The organism is Microlunatus sp. Gsoil 973 (genome assembly GCF_009707365.1).
Classification (GTDB): Bacteria; Actinomycetota; Actinomycetes; order Propionibacteriales; family Propionibacteriaceae; genus Microlunatus.
The window spans coordinates 1,617,280-1,641,635 of sequence record NZ_CP046122.1 but is presented as its reverse complement, the minus strand read 5'-3'; the positions used below and the strand labels follow the sequence as shown (position 1 = coordinate 1,641,635).

The 24,356-nt window shown below is 68.2% G+C and carries 19 protein-coding genes; 15 read left to right on the top strand and 4 right to left on the bottom strand.

Annotation, left to right across the window (positions count from 1 at the left end; genetic code table 11):
- Positions 1-122: 122 nt before the first annotated feature.
- The 5 genes from mihF to metK all read left to right on the top strand — a co-directional run bounded on the left by mihF (position 123) and on the right by metK (position 4,058).
- Positions 123-446, top strand: coding sequence for an integration host factor, actinobacterial type (mihF, locus tag GJV80_RS07785; protein ID WP_154687407.1), 324 nt, complete (start codon positions 123-125; stop codon positions 444-446).
- A 95-nt stretch (positions 447-541) separates the two neighbouring features.
- Positions 542-1,036: a guanylate kinase gene (gene gmk, locus GJV80_RS07780; RefSeq protein WP_230208380.1), complete on the top strand. Its 495-nt coding sequence runs from the start codon at positions 542-544 to the stop codon at positions 1,034-1,036.
- A 94-nt stretch (positions 1,037-1,130) separates the two neighbouring features.
- Entirely contained in the window at positions 1,131-1,481 is a 351-nt protein-coding gene (gene rpoZ / locus GJV80_RS07775) for a DNA-directed RNA polymerase subunit omega (protein WP_230208231.1), read from the top strand.
- Positions 1,482-1,506: 25 nt separating this feature from the next.
- Entirely contained in the window at positions 1,507-2,736 is a 1,230-nt protein-coding gene (gene coaBC / locus GJV80_RS07770; RefSeq protein ID WP_230208230.1) for a bifunctional phosphopantothenoylcysteine decarboxylase/phosphopantothenate--cysteine ligase CoaBC, read from the top strand.
- Positions 2,737-2,864: 128 nt separating this feature from the next.
- Positions 2,865-4,058, top strand: coding sequence for a methionine adenosyltransferase (metK, locus tag GJV80_RS07765; protein WP_154687405.1), 1,194 nt, complete (start codon positions 2,865-2,867; stop codon positions 4,056-4,058).
- Positions 4,059-4,077: 19 nt separating this feature from the next.
- Here metK and GJV80_RS07760 read toward each other — a convergent pair whose 3' ends face one another.
- Positions 4,078-5,421 carry a pyridine nucleotide-disulfide oxidoreductase gene (locus GJV80_RS07760; protein WP_195909233.1) on the bottom strand — a complete coding sequence of 448 codons (1,344 nt, stop codon included), beginning with the start codon at positions 5,419-5,421 and terminating at the stop codon, positions 4,078-4,080.
- A gap of 127 nt (positions 5,422-5,548) precedes the next feature.
- Here GJV80_RS07760 and GJV80_RS07755 point away from each other — a divergent pair, with 127 nt between their 5' ends.
- Positions 5,549-7,648 carry a primosomal protein N' gene (locus GJV80_RS07755; protein WP_154687404.1) on the top strand — a complete coding sequence of 700 codons (2,100 nt, stop codon included), beginning with the start codon at positions 5,549-5,551 and terminating at the stop codon, positions 7,646-7,648.
- A gap of 20 nt (positions 7,649-7,668) precedes the next feature.
- Here the strand turns inward: GJV80_RS07755 and GJV80_RS07750 are convergent, their stop codons facing one another.
- Positions 7,669-8,868, bottom strand: a complete 1,200-nt coding sequence (locus GJV80_RS07750; protein ID WP_154687403.1) for an amidohydrolase family protein — start codon at positions 8,866-8,868, stop codon at positions 7,669-7,671.
- A gap of 128 nt (positions 8,869-8,996) precedes the next feature.
- Here GJV80_RS07750 and fmt point away from each other — a divergent pair, with 128 nt between their 5' ends.
- Genes fmt through rpe form a run of 5 tightly spaced genes read left to right on the top strand, consistent with a single transcriptional unit; the run spans position 8,997 to position 13,985 of the window.
- Positions 8,997-9,923 carry a methionyl-tRNA formyltransferase gene (gene fmt / locus GJV80_RS07745; RefSeq protein ID WP_154687402.1) on the top strand — a complete coding sequence of 309 codons (927 nt, stop codon included), beginning with the start codon at positions 8,997-8,999 and terminating at the stop codon, positions 9,921-9,923.
- On the top strand, positions 9,920-11,278 hold the full coding sequence (locus tag GJV80_RS07740; RefSeq protein WP_154687401.1) for an RsmB/NOP family class I SAM-dependent RNA methyltransferase: 1,359 nt from the start codon (positions 9,920-9,922) through the stop codon (positions 11,276-11,278). Before fmt ends, GJV80_RS07740 begins: the two co-directional genes overlap by 4 nt.
- 59 nt (positions 11,279-11,337) lie before the next feature.
- Entirely contained in the window at positions 11,338-12,375 is a 1,038-nt protein-coding gene (locus tag GJV80_RS07735) for an App1 family protein (protein ID WP_154687400.1), read from the top strand.
- Positions 12,372-13,295, top strand: a complete 924-nt coding sequence (locus tag GJV80_RS07730; protein WP_195909231.1) for a diacylglycerol kinase family protein — start codon at positions 12,372-12,374, stop codon at positions 13,293-13,295. The genes GJV80_RS07735 and GJV80_RS07730 overlap by 4 nt, the downstream gene beginning before the upstream one ends.
- A 9-nt stretch (positions 13,296-13,304) precedes the next feature.
- A complete protein-coding gene (rpe, locus tag GJV80_RS07725) occupies positions 13,305-13,985 on the top strand; it encodes a ribulose-phosphate 3-epimerase (protein ID WP_255455550.1) in 681 nt (226 codons plus the stop codon).
- A 76-nt stretch (positions 13,986-14,061) separates the two neighbouring features.
- Here the strand turns inward: rpe and GJV80_RS07720 are convergent, their stop codons facing one another.
- Both GJV80_RS07720 and metH read right to left on the bottom strand, forming a co-directional pair.
- Positions 14,062-14,913, bottom strand: coding sequence for a PAC2 family protein (locus tag GJV80_RS07720; RefSeq protein WP_154687398.1), 852 nt, complete (start codon positions 14,911-14,913; stop codon positions 14,062-14,064).
- 65 nt (positions 14,914-14,978) lie between these two features.
- On the bottom strand, positions 14,979-18,761 hold the full coding sequence (gene metH / locus GJV80_RS07715; protein ID WP_255455549.1) for a methionine synthase: 3,783 nt from the start codon (positions 18,759-18,761) through the stop codon (positions 14,979-14,981).
- A 165-nt stretch (positions 18,762-18,926) separates the two neighbouring features.
- Here metH and GJV80_RS07710 point away from each other — a divergent pair, with 165 nt between their 5' ends.
- From GJV80_RS07710 to arc, 4 genes are all read left to right on the top strand, one after another.
- Positions 18,927-19,652, top strand: a complete 726-nt coding sequence (locus GJV80_RS07710) for an HAD family phosphatase (RefSeq protein ID WP_154687396.1) — start codon at positions 18,927-18,929, stop codon at positions 19,650-19,652.
- Positions 19,653-19,687: 35 nt separating this feature from the next.
- Complete coding sequence (locus GJV80_RS07705; protein WP_195909230.1) at positions 19,688-21,199, top strand: ABC transporter substrate-binding protein; 1,512 nt, start codon at positions 19,688-19,690, stop codon at positions 21,197-21,199.
- A complete protein-coding gene (locus GJV80_RS07700; RefSeq protein WP_154687394.1) occupies positions 21,196-22,200 on the top strand; it encodes a tRNA (adenine-N1)-methyltransferase in 1,005 nt (334 codons plus the stop codon). Before GJV80_RS07705 ends, GJV80_RS07700 begins: the two co-directional genes overlap by 4 nt.
- 240 nt (positions 22,201-22,440) lie before the next feature.
- Positions 22,441-24,060: a proteasome ATPase gene (gene arc / locus GJV80_RS07695; RefSeq protein WP_370518847.1), complete on the top strand. Its 1,620-nt coding sequence runs from the start codon at positions 22,441-22,443 to the stop codon at positions 24,058-24,060.
- The last annotated feature ends 296 nt before the right edge of the window (positions 24,061-24,356 follow it).

Here is a 24,356-nt window from a genome sequence, read left to right as displayed (position 1 = left end):
CGCCTGCGGCCGCCCGATCAGAGTTCGGATCGGCCGCGGCGAGTGTCGGGCCCGCCATCGACCATCGGCGCAGGTCAGGGTAGGTTTTCACCCCGAAGGAGACTGTCGTTGATGGAGTTGTCGTGCCGATCCCACACCTGAGCGAGGAACAGCGTCAGCAGGCGCGCGACGCTGCGACGCAGGCACGCCGGCGACGGGCCGAGGTCAAGGATCGGCTGCGCAGCGGCGAGTTGACCATTCGGGACGTGTTGCGCCTCGCCGACAGCGACGAGGTGGTCGCACACACCAAGGTGCTCGACGTGCTGAAATCACAGCCCCGGGTCGGAGAGGTCCGCGCCACCAAGGTGATGCAGCGACTCAGGATCGCCTCCAACCGGCGACTCCGCGGTCTGGGCAAGCACCAGATCGACGGATTGATCGCCGAATTCGGTTCCGACGACGCGTAGCCGGTGACGACGCGCAGGAACGAGGGCCAGTGGTGACCGAGACCAGCCGCCTGGTGGTGCTGTCCGGGCCCACCGCGGTCGGCAAGGGAACGGTGATGAACCGGCTCCGGCGGAACCATCCCGAGGTCTTCATCTCGGTGTCGGCCACCACCAGGCGGCCGCGACCGGGGGAGCAGGACGGCATCCATTACCTGTTCGTCGACGACGACGAGTTCGACAAGCTGATCACCACCGACGCCCTGCTGGAATGGGCGGTCGTCCACGGCAGGCATCGCTACGGCACGCCGCGGCAGCCGCTGTTGGATGCCCTCGCCGCCGGGCGGCCGGCGATCCTCGAACTGGATCTGCAGGGCGCCCGCCAGGTCCGGGCGACCTGGCCGGACGCCCGGTTCGTGTTCCTGGCGCCGCCGTCCTGGGAGGAGTTGCTGCGTCGCCAGCAGGTGCGGGGGACCGAGGACAGCGCCGAACGGGAGCGCCGGTTGCAGACCGCCCGACAGGAGATGGCCGCCCAGGGCGAGTTCGAGCACACCATCGTCAATCGCGATGTCGAGCAAGCCGTCCGGGACTTGGTAGACTTACTTCGCCTGTGACATTCGGGCGCCTTTGGCGTGCCCGTGATCTGTGTGCAGATCGGGTCCGGGCGACCGGATCTCCAGATCTCCACACCCATTTCGAAGGGGCATCTTGACCGAGAACCAGACTGCTTTCCAGGGCATCAACAACCCGCCGATCGACGAACTGCTGACCAAGACCGACTCCAAGTACCGGCTGGTGCTGTTCGCGGCCAAGCGGGCCCGGCAGATCAATTCCTACTACAGCCAGCTCGGCGAGGGTCTGCTGGAGCATGTCGGTCCGCTGGTCGAGACCGGCGTGCAGGAGAAGCCGCTGTCCATCGCCCTGCGCGAGGTCAACGCCGGCGTTCTGGAGTGCATCGAGACCGACGGTGAGGACGAGGCGAACCCCAAGGAGGGCGTCGGCCTGACCGCGGTCGAGGACATCCCGGCCGGTTTCGACGACCCCCAGCCGGGCGCCTGAGGCGACCCACCCGGATCGAGACACCGTGAGCCGGATCCTGCTCGGCGTCGCGGGAGGCATCGCGGCGTACAAGGCCGCTGAGCTGCTGCGCCGGCTGAAGGAATCCGGACACGACGTCACGGTCGTTCCGACCGAGGCTGCGCTGCAGTTCGTCGGCGCACCGACCTGGGCCGCGTTGTCCGGGCACCCGGTAGCGACCGACGTCTTCACCGGCGCCGAGACGGTGCCGCACGTCGCCCTCGGCCGGGCCGCCGACCTCGTTGTGGTCGCTCCGGCGACCGCCGATGTGCTGGCCCGGGCGGCCTCCGGCCGAGCCGACGACCTGCTGACCAACTGCCTGCTGACCGCCACCTGCCCGGTGCTGTACGCGCCGGCCATGCACACCGAGATGTGGCAGCACCCGGCCACCCGAGCCAACGTCGCCACGCTGCGGGAACGCGGCGCCGTCGTGATCGATCCGGCCTCCGGTCGGCTGACCGGTGCAGACAGCGGCCCAGGACGGCTCCCCGAGCCCGACGAGTTGGCCGGTATCGCCGGGTCGGTGCTCGACCGTCCGGACATCGCAGCCGCAGCCGCAGGCCGTGATCTCTCCGGCCTGCGCGTCCTGATCAGCGCCGGCGGAACCCGTGAGCCGATCGACCCGGTGCGATACATCGGCAACGCCTCCTCCGGACTGATGGGGTACGCCCTGGCCCGGGCCGCCGCGCTGCGCGGTGCGGACGTGCACCTGGTCGCCGCCAATGTCGGGCTGCCGGTGCCGGCCGGCACAACCGTGACCGGGGTGCGTACCACCGCCGAACTGGCCGAAGAGATGACCAAACAGGCCGCCGAGGCCGACATCGTTGTGATGAGCGCGGCACCGGCCGACTTCCGGCCGGAGTCCGCTGCCGACCGGAAGATCAAGAAGACCTCGGCAGACCAGACGCTGGACATCCACCTGGTACAGAATCCCGACATCCTGGCCGGCCTGGTCGCCGACCGGACCGATCCGGCCCAGCTGATCGTCGGTTTCGCCGCCGAGACCGCCGGCACCCCGGATGAACTGGTCGAGCTGGGCCGCGCCAAGTTCGCCCGGAAGCGGTGCGATCTGCTGGTCCTGAACGCTGTGGGAGACGGCAAGGTCTTCGGTCAGGCGGACTCGGAGATCCGGATCCTCGCCGGCGACGGTCGGGTGTCCGACTCGCTCGCCGGGTCGAAGGACACGCTGGCCCACCACATCTGGGACGCGGCGCGCAGGCTGCGCGCTGACCGCTAAGCTGGCGCGAACGTCGGGCCCGGCAGCGGCTCGGCAGCGGCTAGGTTGTTCGCAGCGGGTACCACCGCCGCAGGCATCCGACACCCGCAGGTTCGAACCACGCACGACACCGCGAGAGGCAAGCGTTGATGGCGACTCGGCTGTTCACCTCGGAGTCCGTGACTGAGGGGCATCCCGACAAGATCTCCGACCAGATCAGCGACTCCATCCTGGATGCGCTGTTGGAGCAGGATCCCGACAGCCGCGTCGCTGTGGAGACCCTGGTGACCACCGGCCTGGTCGTCGTCGCCGGAGAGGTGACCACCAAGGCCTACGTGGAGATCCCGCGGATCGTCCGCAACCGGGTGCTCAGGATCGGTTACGACTCGTCCACCAAGGGTTTCGACGGCGCCTCCTGCGGGGTCCAGGTGGCCATCGGCCAGCAGTCGCCGGACATCGGCCAGGGCGTCGACAAGTCCTGGGAGGGACGCGCCGGCGAAACCGCCGACGAGTACGACTTCCAGGGTGCCGGCGACCAGGGGATGATGTTCGGCTTCGCCTGCAACGAGACCCCGACCCTGATGCCGCTGCCGATCGACCTGGCGCACCGGCTGACCGAACAGCTGAGCGTGGCACGCAAGGACGGCGAGATGGCCTACCTTCGCCCGGACGGCAAGGCCCAGGTCACCGTTGAGTACGACGGCGACCGGCCGGTGCGGCTGGACACCGTCGTCGTCTCCAGCCAGCACGCCGCGGACGTCGACCTGGACGCGCTGCTGACCCCCGATGTCCGCAAGCACGTCGTGGCGCCGGTGCTGGAGCGCTACGACCTGGACACCACCGACTACAAGCTGCTGGTCAACCCGACCGGCCGCTTCGAGATCGGCGGGCCGATGGGCGACGCCGGCCTGACCGGGCGCAAGATCATCGTCGACACCTACGGCGGCTACGGCCGGCACGGCGGCGGCGCGTTCTCCGGCAAGGACCCGTCCAAGGTCGACCGGTCGGCCGCCTACGCCATGCGCTGGGTCGCCAAGAACGTCGTCAAGTCCGGCCTCGCCGACCGGTGTGAGGTGCAGGTGGCGTACGCGATCGGCAAGGCGAACCCGGTGGGCTTCTACGTCGACACCTTCGGCACCGAGAAGGTCCCGACCGAGCAGATCGAATCGGCGGTACGTCAGGTGTTCGATCTCCGGCCGGCAGCCATCGTCGCCGACCTGAAACTGAAGCGGCCGATCTTCGCCGCGACGGCCGCCTACGGCCACTTCGGCCGGGAACTTCCCGACTTCACCTGGGAGGCGACCGACCGCGCCGACGCCCTCGCCGCCGCCGTCAAAGGCTGACCTCCAACCCCGCGAGGGGTCACATATTCGCGGATTTCTGCGGCGTGTCGTCGGTGATCTGGTCCGTGATCTGGTCCGTGGTCTGGTCGGTGGTCTGGTCGGTGACCCGGCGCCAGCGGCGGTCCCGCGGAGAATGGCGTCGGTCCAGCCTGCGATCCAGCACGTCGCGGGCCTCGACATAACGGCCCGCCCGGAGCAGCGCCGCAATCCGGGTCTCCTCGACGATCTCGCGCTGGGCGTCGCTGCCGCCGACCCGCCAGACCGCCGGTTCGAGCGCGGCCAACCCGTCGGCGGCTTTCGACGGCTCACCGGAGGCGAGTTCGCGCAGCGCCGCGGTCAGCGGCGTACACACCTCCCGGATGCACCGGTCATCGCTGCGCGCACACCAGGCCTCCAGCGACGCCAGGGCCGCGGTGTCCCCGGCCGCACAGTGCGCCACCGCAACATGCATGGCCATGAACGCGGTCGGTGGCCGATCGACAACCTCGGGCGCCGCGGCAAGCACAGCGTCGACCGGCGGTACGCCCTCGGCTCCCGGAGTGATCGACCAGCGCCATAGCAGCGAGCCGGAATCGACCAGTGCCCGACAACCCAGCGCCGGAGTCGGTTGCAGCTGGTCCTCGTAACGCCGGGCAACGGCGGCCAGGTCGCCCAGGGACAACTCATGTAGTGCAGCGTGCCAGCAGAAGTGGGCGAGCCGCTCCACCCGCTGTCCGTCGCCGGTGATCCAGCGGTCCATCCAGGACAGTCCGCTGCGATGGTCGCCGGTCTCGTAGTGGGCGTGCGCCCGGGCGTGCGCGGCGTGTCCGCCGGCCGGTTCCTGGTCCAGCGAGCGGCAGGCCAGGTCCATGGCGTCGTCGTAGCGGTGCTGTTCCTGCCGCATGAACGCCAGTAGGCCGTTGAACCACCAGTCGTCGCCGTACGCCGGCCGGCAGTCCTCGACCAGGTCCCAGGCCTGGCCGGGCAGGATGGGGGCGCCGGTGAACGCGATCGTCGGCACGGCCACCGACAACAGCAGGGCGTCGGTCGGCCACTGCGTGAGGTGTCTCAACAGCGGCGATGAATCGCCGCGGACGTGTTCCTGGACGGCGTGTACGTGACTGCGTTCCCGGTCGGTCGCCCGGCTCGCGTACCGGGCGGCGGCAGCCAACCGTGCTCCGATGTCGACACGCTCACCGAACTCATAGCCGAGCAGTGCGACGGTGGCATGACCCAGCGCGAACGTCGGATCCAGGGCGACCGCCCGCGACGCGGCCCGCACCGCGCCCGGGTGCAACCGCAGCACGGCGGTCAGCGCTTCGTTGTAGGCAGCCCCGGCCTGCTCACCGGTGGTGAGCCGGAGACCGTACAGGTCGCGCGTCACTCCTCGAGCGTACGACATCCCTAGCGTGATGGTCGGAAAAGTCGAGGTGTGCGTCGCCCTCGGTAGTCACCTCGGCAGCTGGTTGCCGTCTCGCGCGCCGTCGGAGCGATATGAGAATCTGTCCGCTGTGCCTGCAACGCCCGTCGAGCCGCCGGAGACGCCGGTCGCCCGGGTGATGGTCGACGTCGCGTTACCGCATCTGGACCGGCCGTTCGACTACGCGGTGACGACGGCACAGGCTGCCGATGCGGTGCCGGGGGCACGGGTCAGGGTTCGGTTCGCGGGCAAGCTCAGGGACGGCTTCATCCTCCAACGGGCGGCCGGGTCCGACCATCCCGGCACCCTCGCGCCGCTGTACAAGGTGGTCTCGCCCGAACCGGTCCTGAGCCCGGAGATCGACCGGCTGGTCCGTTCGGTGGCCGACCACTATGCCGGTTCGTACGCCGACGTCCTGCGGCTTGCCGTCCCGCCTCGGCACGCGGCGACCGAGAAGGCGTCGCGGGTGCAGCGCGATCCGGTACGCCCGTCCGCGTCCGACGGACCGTTCGCGGCGTACCCCACCGGACCCGGCTTCCTCGCCGCGCTGCACCGCGGTGACAGTCCACGGGCTGCCTGGCAGCTGATCCCGGCGGCGGACCCGTCCGGGGACTGGGCGTACGGTCTGGCGACGGCCGCCGCTGCGACGCTGACCGGCGGCCGCGGCAGTCTGCTGGTCGTCCCGGATGTCCGTGATCTTGAGCGGCTGCGGGCGGCCTGCTGCGAGGTCCTCGGTGAGCAGGGGTTCGTCGCCCTGACGGCAGATCTCGGTCCGGCCGCCCGCTATCGGGCCTTCCTGGCCGCGTTGCGCGGCGATGTGCGGGTGGTGATCGGTACGCGGGCGGCGGCCTTCGCACCGGTCGTTGACCTCGGGCTGCTCGGCCTGTACGACGACGGTGACGACCTGCTGGCCGAGCAGCGGGCGCCCTATCCGCACGCCCGGGAGGTGCTGGCGATCCGGGCTGCGGAGCAGAACACCGCGGTCGTCTTCGCGAGTTACGGACGCAGTTGCGAGGTGCAACGCCTGGTCGATCGCGGCTGGCTGAAGCCGCTGGCGCCCGACCGGCCGACGCTCCGGCGGACCGCCGCCCGGATCCGGGTCGCGGCGGACTCCGATCATGCGCTCAGCCGCGACCCGGCGGCTCGCGCCGCCCGCCTGCCGCATGACGTCTTCGAGGTCATCCGGGCCGGGCTGGCGGCGGGACCGGTGCTGGTCCAGGTGCCACGAGCCGGCTACCTGGTGGGTCTGTCCTGCCAGACCTGCCGGGAGCCGGTGCGCTGCACGACCTGTCACGGCCCCACGCGGGCCGGCCGAACGGATGGTCCAGTTGACGGTGGTCCCGCTGACGGTGGTCCTGCTGACGGTGGTCCTGCTCACGGTGGTCCAGGTGGCCGCTCGGATGGGCACTCCGACGTCCGCTCCGCCGCCCGGTCGATCGTTCTGTCCTGCCGGTGGTGCGGACGGCTCTTGCCGAACTGGCAGTGCCCGACCTGCGGCTCACACCGCTGGCGGGCGCCGATGGTCGGTGCGGCACGCACCGCGGAGGAACTCGGCCGGGCCTTTCCGGCCACGACCGTCCGGCAGTCGATGGGCGGCAATGTAGTCGACCGGGTGACGGCCACCCCGGCATTGGTGGTCGCCACGCCGGGCGCCGAGCCGGTGGCGGACGGGGGCTACGCGGCGGCGGTGTTGTTGGATACCGCGGTGATGCTGCTGCGCCCCGACCTGCGGGCGGCCGAGGAGGCGTTGCGGCGTTGGTTCAACGCCACCGCACTGGTCCGCACCGGCGGGCAGGGCGGGACCGTCATCGCGGTCGGCGACGCCGGCTCCCGATCGCTGCAGGCACTGATCCGCACCGATCCCGCAGGTTTCGCGGACAGGGAACTGGCTGAACGCGCCGAGGCCAGATTCCCGCCCGCCGTGAAGCTGATCACTGTCGACGGCCGCGCCGAGTCCCTCACCGAGTTCACCGAACTGTTCAAACCACCGGAGCCGACCGAGATCCTCGGCCCGGTCGAACTCGGTCCGAATGCGTCGGGTGAGGTGATGTTGAGCCGTCTCACCCTCCGATCGCCGCTAACGGTGGGCACCCGGCTGACGGCTGCGGCCAAGGCGGTCGCGGCAACCCGGTCGGCCAAGAAGGCCGAGGGCGCCCTGCGGATCCAGGTGGATCCGGTGGAGATCGGCTGACCCATCGACCGCCCGGATCCTCACCGGAGACGCGCTCCGCGGATCACCACCTCGTGAGCACTGCCCAGGGTGTCGAGGTCTTCGGCCAGATCCTGGTCGACGACCAGCAGGTCGGCAGAACAGCCGACGGCCAGCCGGCCGGTCGTTTCCGCGAGACCACAGGCGTCAGCTGCAGCCGAGGTGACCGACGCCAGAGCTTCGCTCAACGGATAGCCCGCACCGACCATTTCACCCACTGACCGCCAGACGTTGCCATGCGGTTTGATCGGCCCCATGCCCGAGTCGACGCCGGCGACGACCCGGACGCCGTGTTCGCGTAGCCGGGCCAGTACGTCGAGTCGCGTCCGGTAGAAGGCGTCGAAGCTGTCGAATCCGCTGATCTCCATCAGTTTCGCCATTGCGGGCGGGAGCACCGCCAGCGTCATCGCGCTGTGCAGGGCGCGATCGTTGCTCAGGGTGAGATCGACGGTGATGTCCTGGGCGGCCACCCGGTCAAGGAAGCTGTCGTCGACCCGCGGTCCGGAATCGGTGAGGCAGGTGAAGTGTTCTATCCCGTCGACTCCGGCGGAGATCGCGTTCTGGGCACCGATCAGGGAATGCGCATGCGCAACCACCGGCAGACCCAGGGCATGGCCGGCCTCGACGATCGCAGTGAGCTCAGTGACCGAGAACTGAGCACCCAGCTGATCGCTCTCCGGAGTGGCAAATCCTCCCGAGGCCATGACCTTGATCACGTCGACGCCGAGTTCACCATGCTCGGCGACGGCACGAGCGACGTCACCATCCACCTGCCCACCAAGGAAATGACAATGTCCACCGGGCGTGGTCAGCGGCGGCCCGGCGGCGACGACCCTGGGCAGGCCGGGACGCTCCCGGAACTGCAGCGTGCGGTAACCGCGGTCCCCGAGATCGCGGACCGTCGTCACCCCAGCGGCAGCGTGGGCGCGCAGCGAGCCAATGATCACCCCATCCAGCTGATCGTCGGACATGGTCGCCGTGCGCTCCAGCCCGCCGAAGGTGCCATCGGCGATCAGATGGGTGTGACAGTCGATCAGGCCCGGCAGCAGAGTCCCGGAACACTCCGCCACCTCGATGCCGTCCGGCAGCTCACATCGGGCCGGTTCCACGCCGACGATCCGCTCACCGTCGATGATCACCGTCGCGCCGCTGGGGAGGAACCGGGTGCCGTCGAAGGCGTGGTCCGCTCGGATCGCATACATCGGGACAGCATCCCGCTTCGGCCGCCGCAGCGCAGCCACTCACCGATCCCGGGATCTCCGCGACCGTTGGCGGAGCGACCGGTCGCATCGAACCGGGCCGCCGGCCCGCGACACTACACTCGTCCGGCGTGAGACTTGTGTTCGCCGGCACCCCAGAGGTCGCCGTGCCGTCGTTGGACGCGCTGTTGGCATCAGGGCACGAGGTGCTCGCCGTCGTCACCCGCCCCGATGCGCCGTCCGGACGCGGTCGACGCCTGCACCCGAGCCCGGTCGCGCAAAGGGCCGCCGAGGCGGGGCTGGAAATTCTGCGCCCCGAGCGGCCGCGAGACGCCGACTTCGTCGCCCGGCTGACCGAACTGGCACCGGACTGCTGCCCGGTCGTCGCCTACGGCGCGTTGATCCCGCAGAAGGTGATCGACATCCCGCGCTACGGGTGGGTGAACCTGCACTTCTCGCTGTTGCCCGCTTGGCGCGGCGCAGCACCGGTCCAGCACGCGATCATCAACGGTGATCAGGTCACCGGCGCGTCGACGTTCTCCCTGGTCAAGGAGATGGACGCAGGTCCGGTCTACCGGACGATCTCGGAACCGATCGGGCCGACCGACACGGCCGGTGACCTGCTGCACCGGCTGTCACTCTCCGGCGCCCGGCTGCTGGTCGAGACGCTGGACGGGATCGAGTCCGGTGATCTTCGACCGGAGACCCAACCCGACGAGCGGATCAGCCTGGCGCCGAAGATCACCGTCGCCGACGCCGAGATCGACTGGTCGGGCAGTGCTGTCGACATCGATCGCCGGATCCGCGGCTGCTATCCGGCGCCCGGCGCCTGGAGCACGTTCCGGGGTGAGCGGTTCAAGATCAACTGCGGCACACCGGATGATCGCGATGATCTTGCTCCCGGTGTACTCGAGGTTACCAAGCGCAGCGTCCGGGTCGGCGCGGGACAGGGAAGCGTACTGCTGGGCCAGGTCCAGGCGCAGGGCAAGAAGCCGATGCCGGCAGCCGACTGGGCACGTGGCGTACAGTTCGCGGACGGGGAGAAGCTCGGCGGATGACGCCTCCCGCAGCCACCCGATCCCGTGGCACCGACCCCGGGCGGTTGCTTGCCTTCGACGCGCTCCGCGAGGTGCACACCAAGGACGCGTACGCCAATCTCGTGCTGGCCCGGCTGCTCAGGGAGCGCCATCTCGATGCCCGGGACGCGGCGTTCGCCACCGAGCTGTTCTCCGGCACGTGCCGGATGCAGGGCAGCTACGACGTGATCATCGAGGCGGCCGCGGGCCGCGGTCTGGCCAGCCTGCAACCGGCAGTCGTCGACCTGCTCCGACTCGGTGCCCACCAGGCGCTGGCCATGCGGGTGCCGGATCGGGCCACGGTCTCGGCAACCGTTGATCTTGCGGCCGCCACCGTCGGCCGCCGGGTGACGGGGCTGATCAATGCGGTGCTGCGCAAGATCACCGCGCGGTCCTACGACGAGTGGGTCACCGAACTCGGCGACGGTCTGGACGCGCAGGATCGGTTGGCGCTGCGCACCGCGCATCCTCGCTGGATCGTCGACGCGTACGCCGAGCTGCTCCCGTCCGCCGAGGTGGAGAACGCCCTGGCTGCCAACAACAGCCAGCCGCGGACGACATTGGCGGTACGCCCGGGTCTGGCAGACGTCGACGAACTGCTGCAGGCCGGCGCACAGCCCGGCCGCTGGTCGCCGTACGCGGCAACGATCACCGGTGATCCCGGGCGGCTGCCCGCGGTCCGGGAGGGACGGGCCGGAGTGCAGGACGAGGGCTCCCAACTGGTTGCTCTCGCCCTTTCCCGAGTCGAGGCCGATGCAGGACCCTGGCTCGATCTGTGTGCCGGGCCGGGTGGTAAATCGGCCCTACTGGCCGGCTGGGCCGGCGGGCGGGGCGAGCTCTTCGTCGCGGGCGACCCGGCACCGCACCGGGCCGCGCTCGTTCGATCGGCGCTGCGCGGCTATCCCGACGACGGACGGCGGCTGGTGGTCACCGCTGACGGCACCCGGCCGCCCTGGCCGGAGCGGACCTTCGCCCGGGTGCTCGCCGACGTTCCGTGCAGCGGGCTGGGGGCTTTGCGGCGGCGCCCGGAATCGCGCTGGCGCCGGCAGCCGGAGGCGATCGAGGACCTGCAGCCGCTGCAGCGCGCCCTGCTGGCATCGGCGATCGGTTCGGTCAGGCCGGGCGGCGTGGTGGCCTACGTCACCTGTTCACCGCATCACCGCGAGACCGCCGAGGTCGTCGACGAGGTGGTGCAGAGCCGGACCGACGTCGAACTGCTGGACACGCCGGCGTTGTTGCCCGAGGTCTCCGACGCCGCACGCGGCCGCTACCTCCAATTGTGGCCGCACCGTCACGGCACCGACGCGATGTTCGCGGCGCTGATCAGACGTCACTGATCAGATGCCACTGATCGGATGTCACCAGCCGGCCGTCGGGGGCCGTCTACTCTTGCGTCATGTCGCGCCCGCATCTTGCCGCCGTCGTCGAGGACGCCTGGAACGCCGGACTGGCAGCAGTCCTGAGGCGGCGTGGCTGGTCCACCCGGATCCTCGTCTACACCGGGTACGGCTCGGTGACCTCACTCCACGTCCTCGGCCGGGTGCTGCTGGCGCGCCGGGAGGACGATGACCGGGACGCCGAGGAGACCCAGCGCGGGTGGCGGGCGTTCGTCACCGCTCAGGTCGCCGGAGTGCCGGTGACCGTCACCGTCGGCGACCGGGAGCTCCGGGCGACCACCGATCGCGGCGGGTATCTCGATGTCGTCGTGGATGATCATGGCCTGGATCCCGGTTGGCACCAGGTGCGGATCGAGGCCGACGGAGGCGCGGAGACCGGATCGGTGCTAGTGGTCACGTCAGAGCCGACCATCGGTCTGATCAGTGACATCGACGACACGGTGATCAGCACCTCCCTGCCGCGCCCACTGCTGGCGGCCTGGAACACCTTCGTACTCAGTGAGAGCGCCCGCAGGCCCGTTCCGGGCATGGCCGAGCTGTATCAGCAATTGCTGGACGGACATCCGCAAGCGCCCACCTGCTATGTGTCCACCGGCGCGTGGAACACCGCGCCGACACTGGCCCGCTTCCTGCGGCGGCACGGCTTCCCCGACGGCCCGCTACTGCTGACCGACTGGGGTCCGACCAACACCGGTTGGTTCCGCAGCGGCCGGGAACACAAATGGGCGTGTCTGCGCAGGCTGGTCGAGGAGCTTCCCAACGTCACCTGGATCCTGGTCGGTGACGACGGACAGAACGATCCGGTCATCTACGGCGGCTTCGCCCAGGAACACACAGACAAGGTGCTGGCGATCGGCTTGCGACAGCTGACGCCCACCGAGCAGGTGCTGTCCCATGGTCTGCCAGGGCCCAACCCGGGGCGAGGCGGCCCGCGGCATCGTGACCGGTCGCAGATCCCGGTCTACCAGGCACCGGACGGATATGGCCTGCTGCCGCAGTTGCGGTCCGCGGTCGAGCTGAACGGCCGGGCCGGGTGAGCGGCGCCGAGCGCCGGGTGGCGGTGGTTCTGAACCCGGCCAAGATCAGCGAAGAACTCACCGGTCTGGTCAAGGAACGGGCGGAGCAACTGGGCTGGGCCGAACCGCTGTGGCTGGAGACCAGTGAGGACGATCCCGGCCGGGGGATGGCCGAACAGGCAGTCGAGGAGGGAGTCGACCGGGTGCTGGCGGCGGGCGGGGACGGCACCGTACGCGCTGTTGCCTCCGGGCTCGCAGGTTCCGACGTGTCGTTGGGCATCATTCCGGCCGGGACCGCCAACCTGCTGGCGCGCAACCTCGGCATTCCCCTGACCGAACCGGATGCCGTCGACGTGGCTCTCGGATCGACGATGCGCAGTCTCGACGTGGTCAAGATCACCACCGACGACAACGAGCCCGACCGATTCGCTGTGATGGCCGGCATCGGGCTGGACGCAGCCATCATGAACAGCAGCGACTCGTCACTGAAGGGATTGAAGGACAAGGCCGGCTCGGTGGCGTACGTGGTCGCCACGGCACGGGAACTCGGCCGGAAACCACGGGTGATGCGGATCACCGTCGACGACGGCCCGACTCTGCGTCGGCGGGCGATGCTCTGCCTGGTCGGCAATGTCGGAGCGATCCAGGGACAGGTCGAGCTGATCCCGGACGCCAAACCGGATGACGGGTTGCTCGACGTCGTGGTGGCCAGCCCGACGAGGTTCCGCCATTGGCTCGGCATCCTCCTCAGGCTGGTGACCAGAAAGGGTCAACCGGGGGACCGGGTCGATCAACTCGTGGGCAAACGGGTCGAGGTCGTGCTGGAGGAACCCGACGAGTACGAACTGGACGGCGACTCGATGGGCAGCTGCCAGCGCATGGTCGCCGAGATCGAGCCGGGTGCCCTCAAGGTGTGTGTCGTCAGGGAGGCCGCCGACTAGAATCGCGCCGTGCCGGAAGCCAACAGCCGTTCGAACAAGATCATGCCGAGCATCCTGTCGGCCGACTTCGCCAATCTGCAACGCGACATCGAGAAGGTTCCCGGTGCCGACGCCCTGCATGTCGATGTGATGGACAACCACTTCGTTCCCAACTTGACGCTCGGGTTGCCCGTGGTCGAGTCGATCCGCAAGATCACCGACAAGTTCCTCGACATCCATCTGATGATCGACGAACCCGATGTCTGGGCACCGGGATACGCCGAGGCGGGCGTGGAATCGGTCACCTTCCACCTGGAGGCTGCAAAGGCACCGGTCCGGCTGGCCCGCGAGATCCGCGCCAAGGGGGCCCGGGTGGGGATGGCGCTGAAGCCGGCGACGCCGATCGAGCCGTACGCAGAGCTTCTCGGTGAGGTCGACATGATCCTGGTCATGACCGTCGAGCCGGGTTTCGGTGGGCAGAAGTTCCTCGACCTCACCCTGCCCAAGATCGCCAGGGCCCGGGAGTTGATCAACAAGACCGGCACCGACATCTGGCTGCAGGTCGACGGGGGAGTCTCCGCCGACACGATCGCTCGCTGCGCCGACGCCGGAGCGGATGCCTTCGTCGCGGGTTCTGCGGTGTTCGGCGTCGACGACCCGGATGCGATGGTCGCCTCCCTGCGACAGACCGCCGACTCCCGCACCAGCTAATGCATCCCGCACCCTGTGTACAGGGTGCGGGATGCAGCAGGTGGTGCGGCAATGGGGTACGGCAAGAGGGGTACGGCTATTGCTGGCGGCGACGCCGCAGGTAGCGCTCGAACTCGGCGGCGATGGCGTCACCGCTCGCCTCGGGCAGATCGCTCTCATCCCGCTGATGTTCCAGGGCCTCGACGTATTCGGCGACCTCGGTGTCGTCGGCCGCCAGTTCGTTGACACCGCGCTCCCACGCCCGTGCCAGCTCCGGAAGGTCACCCAGGTCGAGGGAAAGGTCCAGCAGGTCCTCCAGCCGGTTCAGCAGGGCCAGGGTGCCCTTCGGCGACGGGGGCGACGACACGTAGTGCGGGATCGCCGCCCAGAGGCTGACGGTCTGGATGTCGGCCTTGTCCAGCTGGTCGTTGAGGATGCCGAGGATGCCGGTCGGACCCTCGTACGTCGACGGCTCGAGTCCGAGTTCCTCAGCCACCGCCCGGTCTCCGGAATTGGCCGACACCGGGATCGGCCGGGTGTGCGGGTGATCGGCGAGCAGGGCGCCGATCAGATAGACCCGCTTGGCGCCCGCCGAGCGCAGCGCCGAGGTCAAGAGCTGACAGAACTGCCGCCAGCGGAAGTTGGGCTCCAACCCCTGGACGATGACGATGTCCTGGTCGTTCGGCAGTTTCCCGACCCGGATCTCGGTGGTCGGCCAGGCTATGCGGCGGGTCTCGCCGCTGCCCCGGACCTCGGGCCGGTTCACCTGGTAGTCGTAGAAGTCGTCGGGATTGAGCGAGAACGCCTGTTTGGTGTTGTAGGTGTCGGCGAGATGTTCGACGGCCTGGGATGCAGCGCTGCCGGCGTCGTTCCAGCCGCCGAAGGCAACGAACACCACCGGGTCGACCAGACCTCGCAAGCCGCTGATCTGTGCAGATTCGTCCGCCATAGTGCCTCCAGCGTAGTCCTCCGCACTGCAACCGCCGCGTAGCCCGACGGTTGCGGGAGGCGCGGTCAGGACGGGTTGTACCCCAAATTCGGGCTCAACCACTTCTCGGCCTCGGGCACCGTCCAGCCCTTACGGTCGGCGTAGTCGGCGACCTGGTCCTTCCCGATCCGCCCGACCACGAAATACTGCGACTGCGGGTGGCTGAAGTACCAGCCGCTGACCGAGGCGCCCGGCCACATCGCCATCGAGTCGGTGAGCTTGATCCCGACATGCGCCTCGACGTCCAGCAGCCCCCACAGGGTCTGCTTCTCGGTGTGTTCCGGACAGGCCGGGTATCCCGGCGCCGGCCGGATGCCGGCGTACCGCTCCTTGATCAGGTCGGCGTTGGTGAGCTTCTCGTCCGGGACGTATCCCCAGAACTCGGTGCGGACCCGCTGGTGCATCCGTTCCGCGAACGCCTCGGCCAGCCGGTCGGCCAGCGATTCCAGCAGGATGGCGCTGTAGTCGTCCAGGGCCGCCTTGAATTCGGCGATCTTGGTCTCGATACCGATCCCGGCGGTCACGGCGAACCCGCCGACGTAGTCGGCCAGACCGGTTTCCTTGGGTGCGACATAGTCGGCCAACGACCGGTGCGGTACGCCCGGCCGATGCTCGGTCTGTTGCCGCAGCTGATGCAGGGTGGTCCGTACGTCCTGCCGTCGTTCGTCGAGGTAGACCTCGATGTCGTCGCCGACGGCGTTCGCCGGGAACAACCCGATCACGGCCGAGGCGGTCAGCCAGCGTTCCTCGATGATCTTGTCCAGCATCTGGTTCGCGTCGTCCCAGAGCCTGCGTGCGGCATCGCCGGTCGTCGGGTTGTTCAGGATGTCGGGGAATCGTCCCTTCAGCTCCCAGGCGTTGAAGAACGGCTGCCAGTCGATGTACTCGCGCAGCTCCGCCAGCGAATAGCTCTCGAAGGTCTTCACGTATTGCATCGGCTCGGTCGGCGGATGGTAGTCGTCGGTGTGCCCGTCCCGAGCCTGCTGCAGCAGCAGCCGTGGCCGGGGCGGGTGATAATCCGACCAGTCGATCGGCGTACGGTCGGCGCGGGCTGCCTCGATCGGCAGTACGGCCCGGTCGTCGCTGCGGCCGGCGTGGCGTTTCCGCAGCGCGTCGTAGTCGGTCCTGAGGTCTGCCAGCAGGGCAGGGCGCCGCTCGTCGGACAGCAGGTTGGCCACCACCGGGACGGACCGGGACGCGTCCTTCACCCAGACGACCGGGCCGTGATAGGCCGGGTCGACCTTGACCGCGGTGTGCGCCCGCGAGGTAGTGGCGCCACCGATCAACAACGGAATGTCAAGTCCCTGACGTTCCATCTCGCTGGCGAAGTTGACCATCTCGTCCAGCGACGGGGTGATCAGTCCGGACAGCCCGATGATGTCGGCGTTGTGCTCCTTGGCGGCGTCGAGGATCTTCTGCGCCGGCACCATCACGCCGAGATCGATCACCTCATAGTTGTTGCACTGCAACACGACGCCGACGATGTTCTTGCCGATGTCGTGCACATCACCCTTCACCGTCGCCATCACCACGGTCCCGTTGGTTCCGGTCTCGCCGTCAGTCTTCTCGGCCTCGATGAACGGGATCAGGTACGCGACAGCCTTCTTCATCACCCGCGCCGATTTGACCACCTGGGGAAGGAACATCTTCCCGGAGCCGAACAACTCGCCGACGACGTTCATGCCGTCCATCAGTGGGCCCTCGATCACCTCCAGCGGCCGGCCGCCGCGGGCGGCGATCTCGAGGCGGAGTTCCTCGGTGTCGGCCTCGGCGTAGCTGTCGATGCCCTTCACGAGTGCATGGGTGATCCGTTCGCTGACAGGCAGCGATCGCCACTCCTCGTTGACGACCTCGCGCTGCTGATCACTGCCGGCGAACTCGCCGGCGACCTCCAGCAGTCGGTCGGCCGCGTCCGGACGACGGTTGAGGATCACGTCCTCGATCCGTTCGCGGAGCTTCGGATCGATCTCGTCGTAGACGGCTAGCGAGCCGGCATTGACGATCCCCATCGTCAGGCCGGCCCTGATCGCGTGGTACAGGAAGACGGCGTGGATCGCCTCCCGGACCGCGTTGTTGCCGCGGAAGGAGAAGGACACGTTGGAGATGCCGCCGCTGGTCTTCGCGCCCGGAAGGTTCTCCTTGATCCACCGGACACCCTCGATGAAGTCGATGCCGTAGGTGGCGTGTTCCTCGATGCCGGTGGCGACCGCGAACGCGTTGGGGTCGAAGATGATGTCGGTCGGATCGAAGCCGACCTTCTGGGTGAGGATGTCGTACGCCCGTCGGCAGATCTGCTTGCGGCGTTGGAGATTGTCCGCCTGACCCTGCTCGTCGAAGGCCATCACCACTACCGCGGCCCCGTACTTGCGACACAGCCGGGCGTGTTCGACGAACGGCTCCTCGCCCTCCTTGAGCGAGATCGAATTGACGATCGACTTGCCCTGGACGTTCTTCAGGCCCTCCTCGATCACCTCCCACTTGGAGGAGTCGACCATGATCGGCACGCGGCTGATGTCGGGTTCACTGCTGATCAAGCGCAGGAACCGCTGCATCGCGGCCTTGCCGTCGATCATGCCCTCGTCCATGTTGACGTCGATCACCTGGGCGCCGCTCTCCACCTGCTGCCGGGCGACCTCGAGGGCGGTGTTGTAGTCACCGGTCCTGATCAACTTCCGGAACCGGGCGGAGCCGGTGATGTTGGTCCGTTCACCCACGTTGACGAACAGCGAGTCGTCGTCGACGGTCAGCGGTTCCAATCCGGACAGCCGGAGTGCCGGCGTGATCTTCGAGGGAACCCGCGGGGCGACCCCGTCGACGGCCTTGGCCAGGGCGGCTATGTGGTCGGGCGTTGTCCCGCAGCATCCGCCGACCATGTTCACGAAGCCGGACCGGGCGAAATCGCCGACCGGACCGGCGGTGTCCTCGGGCCCTTCGTCGTACTCGCCGAAGGCGTTCGGCAGCCCGGCGTTCGGATAGGCGTGGGTGAAGCAGTCGGCGACCCGGGACAGTTCGGCCACATACGGGCGCATCTCCGCGCCGCCCAGCGAACAGTTCAGCCCGACGATCAGCGGACGGGCATGACTGACCGAGTTCCAGAACGCCTCGGTCACCTGACCGGTCAAGGTCCGGCCGGAGGCGTCGGTGATCGTTCCGGAGATGATCACCGGCCAGCGGCGGCCGTACTCCTCGAAGAGCGTCTCGACGGCGAAGATCGCCGCCTTGGCGTTCAGGGTGTCGAAGATCGTTTCGATCTGCAGGATGTCGGCTCCGCCGTCCACCAGTCCGCGGCACTGCTCCAGGTAGGCGGCGACAATGGTGTCGAAGTCGATGTTCCGGGCGCCGGGATCATTGACGTCGGGGGAGATGGATGCGGTCCGGTTCAGCGGCCCCAGCGCGCCGGCGACGTACCGCGGCCGGTCCGGGGTGGTGGCCGTGACGGCATCGCAGGCCGTGCGGGCAAGTCGGGCGGCCTCGACATTGATCTCGTAGGCCAATTCCTCCATGCCGTAGTCGGACAACGAGATCCGCTGGGCGTTGAAGGTGTCGGTCTCGACGATGTCGGCTCCGGCCTCGAGGTAGGCCCGGTGGATGTCGGTGACGATGTCGGGCTGGGTCAGCACCAACAGGTCGTTGTTCCCCTGAACGTCCCGGGGCCAGTCGGCGAACCGCTCACCCCGGTAATCCTGTTCGGTCAGCTTGTGCCGCTGCACCATGGTGCCCATCGCGCCGTCCAGAACCAAGATCCGCTGCTGCAGGGCGGCGGTCAGTTCGGTGGTCGCGTCGGGGCGAAGGTCAGCGCGGTCGGCCACGAATACCTCGTTCAGGGTGGGGACACAGGGAACCTCCAGCATAGGACTGCTCCGGCGTAGCTCCCGGGGGTTTCCCAGTCTCCGGCGTGGGCGCACTGCTGCGCCGGGTCCACCCGAAGGTCGGATGCCGGTCCGACGGGCGATCTTTGCGACAATGGGCCAGCCATGAGCGATCCAGTACCTGAGCCCAGTTTCTCCGCGCCGACCGCCGGCACCGCGACCGCCGGCGGACTCGCCGCCACCCTCTGGGACTTCGACGGCACGCTGGCCGACACCGAACCGATCTGGATCGCCGCGGAGTACGAACTGATCCCCAAACTCGGTGGGGAGTGGAACGATCACCACGCCCACCAACTGGTCGGCAACGCGCTGATCGACTCCGGTGCCTACATCGCCAAGGTGATCGGCCGGGACGACCTGTCGCCGGCCTGGATCGTGGAGCAGTTGCTGCAGCAGGTCGTCGACTACTGCCGCACCAATCCCATCCCGTGGCGGCCGGGTGCCCGAGAGTTGCTCGAGTCGCTGCGCCGGGCCGGTATTCCCAGTGCCCTGGTCTCGGCCTCCTATCGCGAGCTGCTCGATGTGATCATCGGCCGGCTTCCGGAAGGCTCGTTCACGGCGTCGGTGGCCGGTGACGAGGTGATCAACGGCAAACCCGATCCCGAGCCGTACCTGTTGGCCTGCCGGAAGCTGGGGGTGCGCCCACAGGACTGTGTGGTCTTCGAGGACAGCCCGCCCGGGGCCCGGTCCGGTGGTGATGCCGGCGCGATGGTCGTGGTGATCGAGAACGTCGTCCCGGTGCCCCATGCGCCCAACCAGGTGCGGGTCTCCTCCCTGGAGGAACTTGACGCCGCGACGGTCGCGGGTCTTCTGCAACGCAGAGTGGGTTGATCACCACGGTGGCGATGCCGAGGAAGCTCCGATCGATGCGTTCGGCGAAGCTGATCACCCTGCGGATCATCCCGGTGATCATGGTGCTGGCGATGATCAGCGGATGCAGCGGTTCTGCGCCCGATCCCGGGCCGACGCCGTCGACCAGCCCGAGCCCGGAACGTCCGTTCACGGTGATGACCACCGACCGGATCAGAACCGCCGATCCCGCGGCGGTTGCCGACACCGGCTCGACGATGCTGACCCAGAACGTCTTCCAACGGCTGATGACGATCGACCCGACCCAACCGCAGTGGCTCAAACCCGACGCCGCCCAGGACTGCAGCTATCCGACCCGGACGGTCTATGAGTGCGTGCTCCGGCCCGACCTGAAGTTCAGCAACGGCGATCCGATGACCTCCGCCGACGTGAAGTTCAGCATCCAGCGGGCCCTGCGTTTGGACGTAGGTGGGTCGTCGGCCTCGCTGATGGGTTCGCTGCGGCGCGTCGAGACACCGGATGCCCAGACCGTACGCTTCGTACTGAGCCGGTACGACACCCAGTTCTCCCGCGCGCTGGCCTCGCCGGCTGCGTCCATCGTCGATTCCAAGGTCTACAACCCCGACCGGATCCAGGGTCCGGACAAACCGATCGTCGGATCGGGGCCGTTCCGGGTGGTCAGATTCGACAAGGACGAGCTTGAGCTGGGCAAATTCCTCGACTACAAGGGGTACGCCGCCGCGGAGGTCGGCAACGTCGTGATCCGGACCATGCCGGATTCGGCCAGCATCGAAGAGGCGATGAGCAAGCACGAGACCGACGTCGTCTGGCGTGGCCTGAGTTCGGCCGCGCAGCAGCGGTTGCAGGCGCAGCTGAGTGTCTCGAAGGACCAGGTCAGCAAGGCCGGCTTCGGTCAGCTCATCCTCCCCGGGGGTCGGGTCGAGCAACTGCTGTGGAATCCCGACTCCCGGCATCGTGACTCCACCGCGCTACGGGACGCGATCGCCGCGGCTCTGCAGGAGGACCGCACCCTGGATTCGGTGGTGCCGGCCGGTGTCCCCGGCCATCGGGCGTCATTCCCGCTGGGCGGCAGGGCCGACATCAAGATCACCTGGGACAACCGGATCCAGCTCACCCTCGGCTACGACCCGACCGCACCCAACAGCCTGGACCTGGCCACCCAGATCCGGACCAGGCTGGAGGACACCGGCGGGATGAGCGTTCTGCTGCGCCCGGACGACCCGCGAGCCGATCTGCAACTGGTCGACCGCAAAGCGTGGGTGCCGACCGGCGTCGCCTGGCTCCAGCCGGTGATCGACGATCCGATGAAGGGGCAGCAGAGCGAGATCGCCTCAGGTCTTGAGAAGGCCCGGGAGGCCGGTGTCGGCTCGCCGCAGCTGTCCGGCGCGTTGGCCGAACTGCAACACGCCGCGGCCGAGGAGAAGATCGTGTTGCCGCTTTCGCAGTCCTCGGAGTACGTCTACCTCGGACCGCGGACCAAGGCGACGAGCGACGGATTCGGGCCGGGTTGGCAGCTCGGCCTGTGGGGCTTCAGGATCGACCGATGAGCACCTGGGATGACCCGACGGCTGAGCGGCGGCCGACCGATCCGCCGACCGATCCGGCGACTGATCCGGCGGTCTATGCCGGCGTCCGGACCGGACCGCTGCGGGTGGGCGAACGGGTGACGCTGACCGATCCGAAGGGCCGCCGGCATTCGGTCCTGCTGTCGAGCGGCCAACGGTTCCACACGGCCAAGGGAGCGATCGCCCACGACGACCTGATCGGCGGGCCGGAGGGTGTCGTGGTCACCTCGGCCGGCGGCGTACCTTACCTGGCACTGCGTCCGCTGCTCGGCGAGTTCACCACCGGCATGCCGCGCGGCGCCCAGGTCGTCTATCCCAAGGACGCCGCGCAGATCGTGGTCGGAGCTGACATCTTCCCTGGTGCCAGGGTGCTTGAGGCAGGTGCCGGATCCGGCGCGCTGAGCCTGGCGTTGTTGCGGGCCATCGGCCCGACCGGGCGGCTGACGTCGTACGAGCGCCGCGAGGACTTCGCGGCGATCGCGGCGAAGAACGTGCGCAACTTCCTGGGCACCGAACATCCGGCCTGGGATCTGCGGATCGGCGATCTGGCGGTGGCGCTCGGCGCCGGCGAGGACGCCGACCCCAGGGCTCCGGCCGAGGTGGACCGGGTGGTGCTGGACATGCTGGCACCCTGGGAATGCGTGGACGTGATCGCCGAACGGCTCGTGCCGGGCGGAGTGATCTGTTGTTACATCGCCACCACCACCCAGCTCGGACGGATCACCGAGACCCTCCGGGTGCACGGCGGCTTCACCGAGCCCAAGGCGAACGAATCGATGGTCCGTGGCTGGCATGTCGAGGGCCTGGCGATCCGGCCGTCGCACCAGATGGTCGGCCACACCGGCTTCCTACTCACCGCCCGCCGGCTCGCCCCCGGAGTGGTCGCGCCGGCCAGAAAGCGACGACCCGCGCCTGGTGCCTACGGCGAGGATTACACCGGTCCGCGCCGTCGGGACACCGCGTCCGACGGAACCGAACCGTAACAATTAAGGCGTCTCAGTCGTTCGGAATCTGGCCTTGTCTGTCCCCGCCCGCGGGTACTGTTTCGGCATGGAGGTGTCCATATGACTGAAACGCCGGAACGCCGCAACAGGCCGGACCAGGACTTCAGCGGGCACGAGACCGAGCACAACAAAGATGTTTTGCTGAACCGGATCGGGCAACTGAACGACGAACTGAACCGGTTGCGGGACAGGATCTCGTCCCACCCACATGATCTTGCGATGCTCGAGCGCCGGCTTGCCGACGCCCGGGCCGATGTGCGCGCCGCCTCGGCCAACAACGAGCGGCTCGCCACGACGCTGCGCGAGGCTCGGGAGCAGATCATCTCGTTGAAAGCCGAGGTCGACCGGTTGGCCCAACCACCGGCGAGCTTCGGAGTGTTCCTCGGTCCCGTTGACGACGCCACTGCCGACATCTGGACCGCCGGCCGCAAGATGCGGGTCAGCGTGAGCCCGGAGGTCATCGACAGGTTGGAACCGGGCCGTGAGGTGATCCTCAACGAGGCGCTGAACGTGGTCGGTGTGCTGGACTTCGACGAGGTCGGCGAGGTGGTCAGCCTCAAGGAACTGATGGCTGACGGCGAGCGTGCCTTGATCGTCGGGCACGGTGACGAGGAGAGCGTCGTACGGCTGGCTGATCAGCTCCGTGACGAACGGCTGCGGGCCGGTGATTCGCTGTTGGTCGACCGCCGGGTTCATTTCGCCTACGAGCGGGTTCCGAAGCTGGACGTCGAGGAGCTGGTCCTCGAAGAGGTGCCGGACATCGGCTATGAGGAGATCGGTGGTCTGACCGGCCAGATCGAGGCCATCCGGGATGCTGTCGAACTGCCCTTCCTCCACGGGGATCTCTTCGCCGAGCACTACCTGAAGGCGCCGAAGGGCATCCTGCTCTACGGCCCGCCCGGTTGTGGCAAGACCATGATCGCCAAGGCGGTGGCGAACTCGCTGGCCAAGAAGGTGACCGAGCGGACCGGCCGCGAGGGACGCAGCTTCTTCCTCAACATCAAGGGTCCGGAGCTGCTGAACAAGTACGTCGGCGAGACCGAACGGCACATCCGGCTGGTGTTCCAGCGGGCACGGGAGAAGGCCACCGACGGTATGCCGGTGATCGTCTTCTTCGACGAGATGGATTCGCTGTTCCGGACCCGTGGCACCGGCGTGTCCTCCGATGTGGAGAACACGATCGTGCCGCAGCTGTTGAGCGAGATCGATGGTGTCGAGGGTCTGGAGAACGTGATCATCATCGGCGCCTCGAACCGTGAGGACATGATCGATCCCGCCATCCTGCGGCCGGGCCGGCTGGACGTGAAGATCAAGATCGAACGCCCGGACGCCGAGGCGGCCCGGGACATCTTCAGCAAGTACCTGACCGCCGTTCTGCCGTTGCACGAGGAGGATCTGCGGGAGTTCGGCGGCGACCGTCAGCGTACCGTCGAGGCGATGATCGAGCGGACCGTCGCCAGGATGTACGACGACTCCGAGGAGAACCAGTTCCTCGAGGTCACCTACGCCGGCGGGGACAAGGAGATCTTGTACTTCAAGGATTTCAACTCCGGCGCGATGATCCAGAACATCGTCGACCGGGCGAAGAAGATGGCGATCAAGGAGTTCCTCGACACCGGGTCGAAGGGCCTGCGGATCGGTCACCTGATGCAGGCGATCGTCGACGAGTTCGCCGAGAACGAGGATCTGCCCAACACCACCAACCCGGACGACTGGGCCAAGATCAGCGGCAAGAAGGGCGAGCGGATCGTCTTCATCCGTACGCTGATCTCCTCCAACAAGGGCACCCAGCCCGGCCGCTCGATCGACACCGTGTCGAACACCGGCCAGTACCTCTGAGCAGCAGCTCCGGGCGGCGTCGGCCGACCATCCGCTTCCGATTCGACGACCGGTCCGAGCCCACGGGCCGGTCGTCGATTTCGTAACACGTGGCATCATTCGGCCGCCGCCATGCACTTCGGCAGTCGAATTGGTCCCACGTGTTACCGATTCGACGAGGTTCTGCGTGGACGTCCTCCGGCATGGGATGCGGTTCTGTTGGGACGCCCTGCTGCGTCGAATTGGTAACACGTGCCACCAAATCCGCCCGTTCGCTGGCCATGGCGCCCGAATTCGTGCCGCGTGTTACCAATTCG

Coding starts and splice junctions, on each gene's coding strand:
- gmk (WP_230208380.1), top strand. CDS start 542: ATGAACCGGCTCCGGCGGAACCATCCCGAGGTCTTCATCTCGGTGTCG.
- metK (WP_154687405.1), top strand. CDS start 2,865: ATGGCGACTCGGCTGTTCACCTCGGAGTCCGTGACTGAGGGGCATCCC.
- GJV80_RS07750 (WP_154687403.1), bottom strand. CDS start 8,868: ATGTATGCGATCCGAGCGGACCACGCCTTCGACGGCACCCGGTTCCTC.
- GJV80_RS07740 (WP_154687401.1), top strand. CDS start 9,920: ATGACGCCTCCCGCAGCCACCCGATCCCGTGGCACCGACCCCGGGCGG.
- GJV80_RS07735 (WP_154687400.1), top strand. CDS start 11,338: ATGTCGCGCCCGCATCTTGCCGCCGTCGTCGAGGACGCCTGGAACGCC.
- GJV80_RS07720 (WP_154687398.1), bottom strand. CDS start 14,913: ATGGCGGACGAATCTGCACAGATCAGCGGCTTGCGAGGTCTGGTCGAC.
- GJV80_RS07710 (WP_154687396.1), top strand. CDS start 18,927: ATGAGCGATCCAGTACCTGAGCCCAGTTTCTCCGCGCCGACCGCCGGC.
- GJV80_RS07705 (WP_195909230.1), top strand. CDS start 19,688: ATGCGTTCGGCGAAGCTGATCACCCTGCGGATCATCCCGGTGATCATG.
- GJV80_RS07700 (WP_154687394.1), top strand. CDS start 21,196: ATGAGCACCTGGGATGACCCGACGGCTGAGCGGCGGCCGACCGATCCG.
- arc (WP_370518847.1), top strand. CDS start 22,441: ATGCTCGAGCGCCGGCTTGCCGACGCCCGGGCCGATGTGCGCGCCGCC.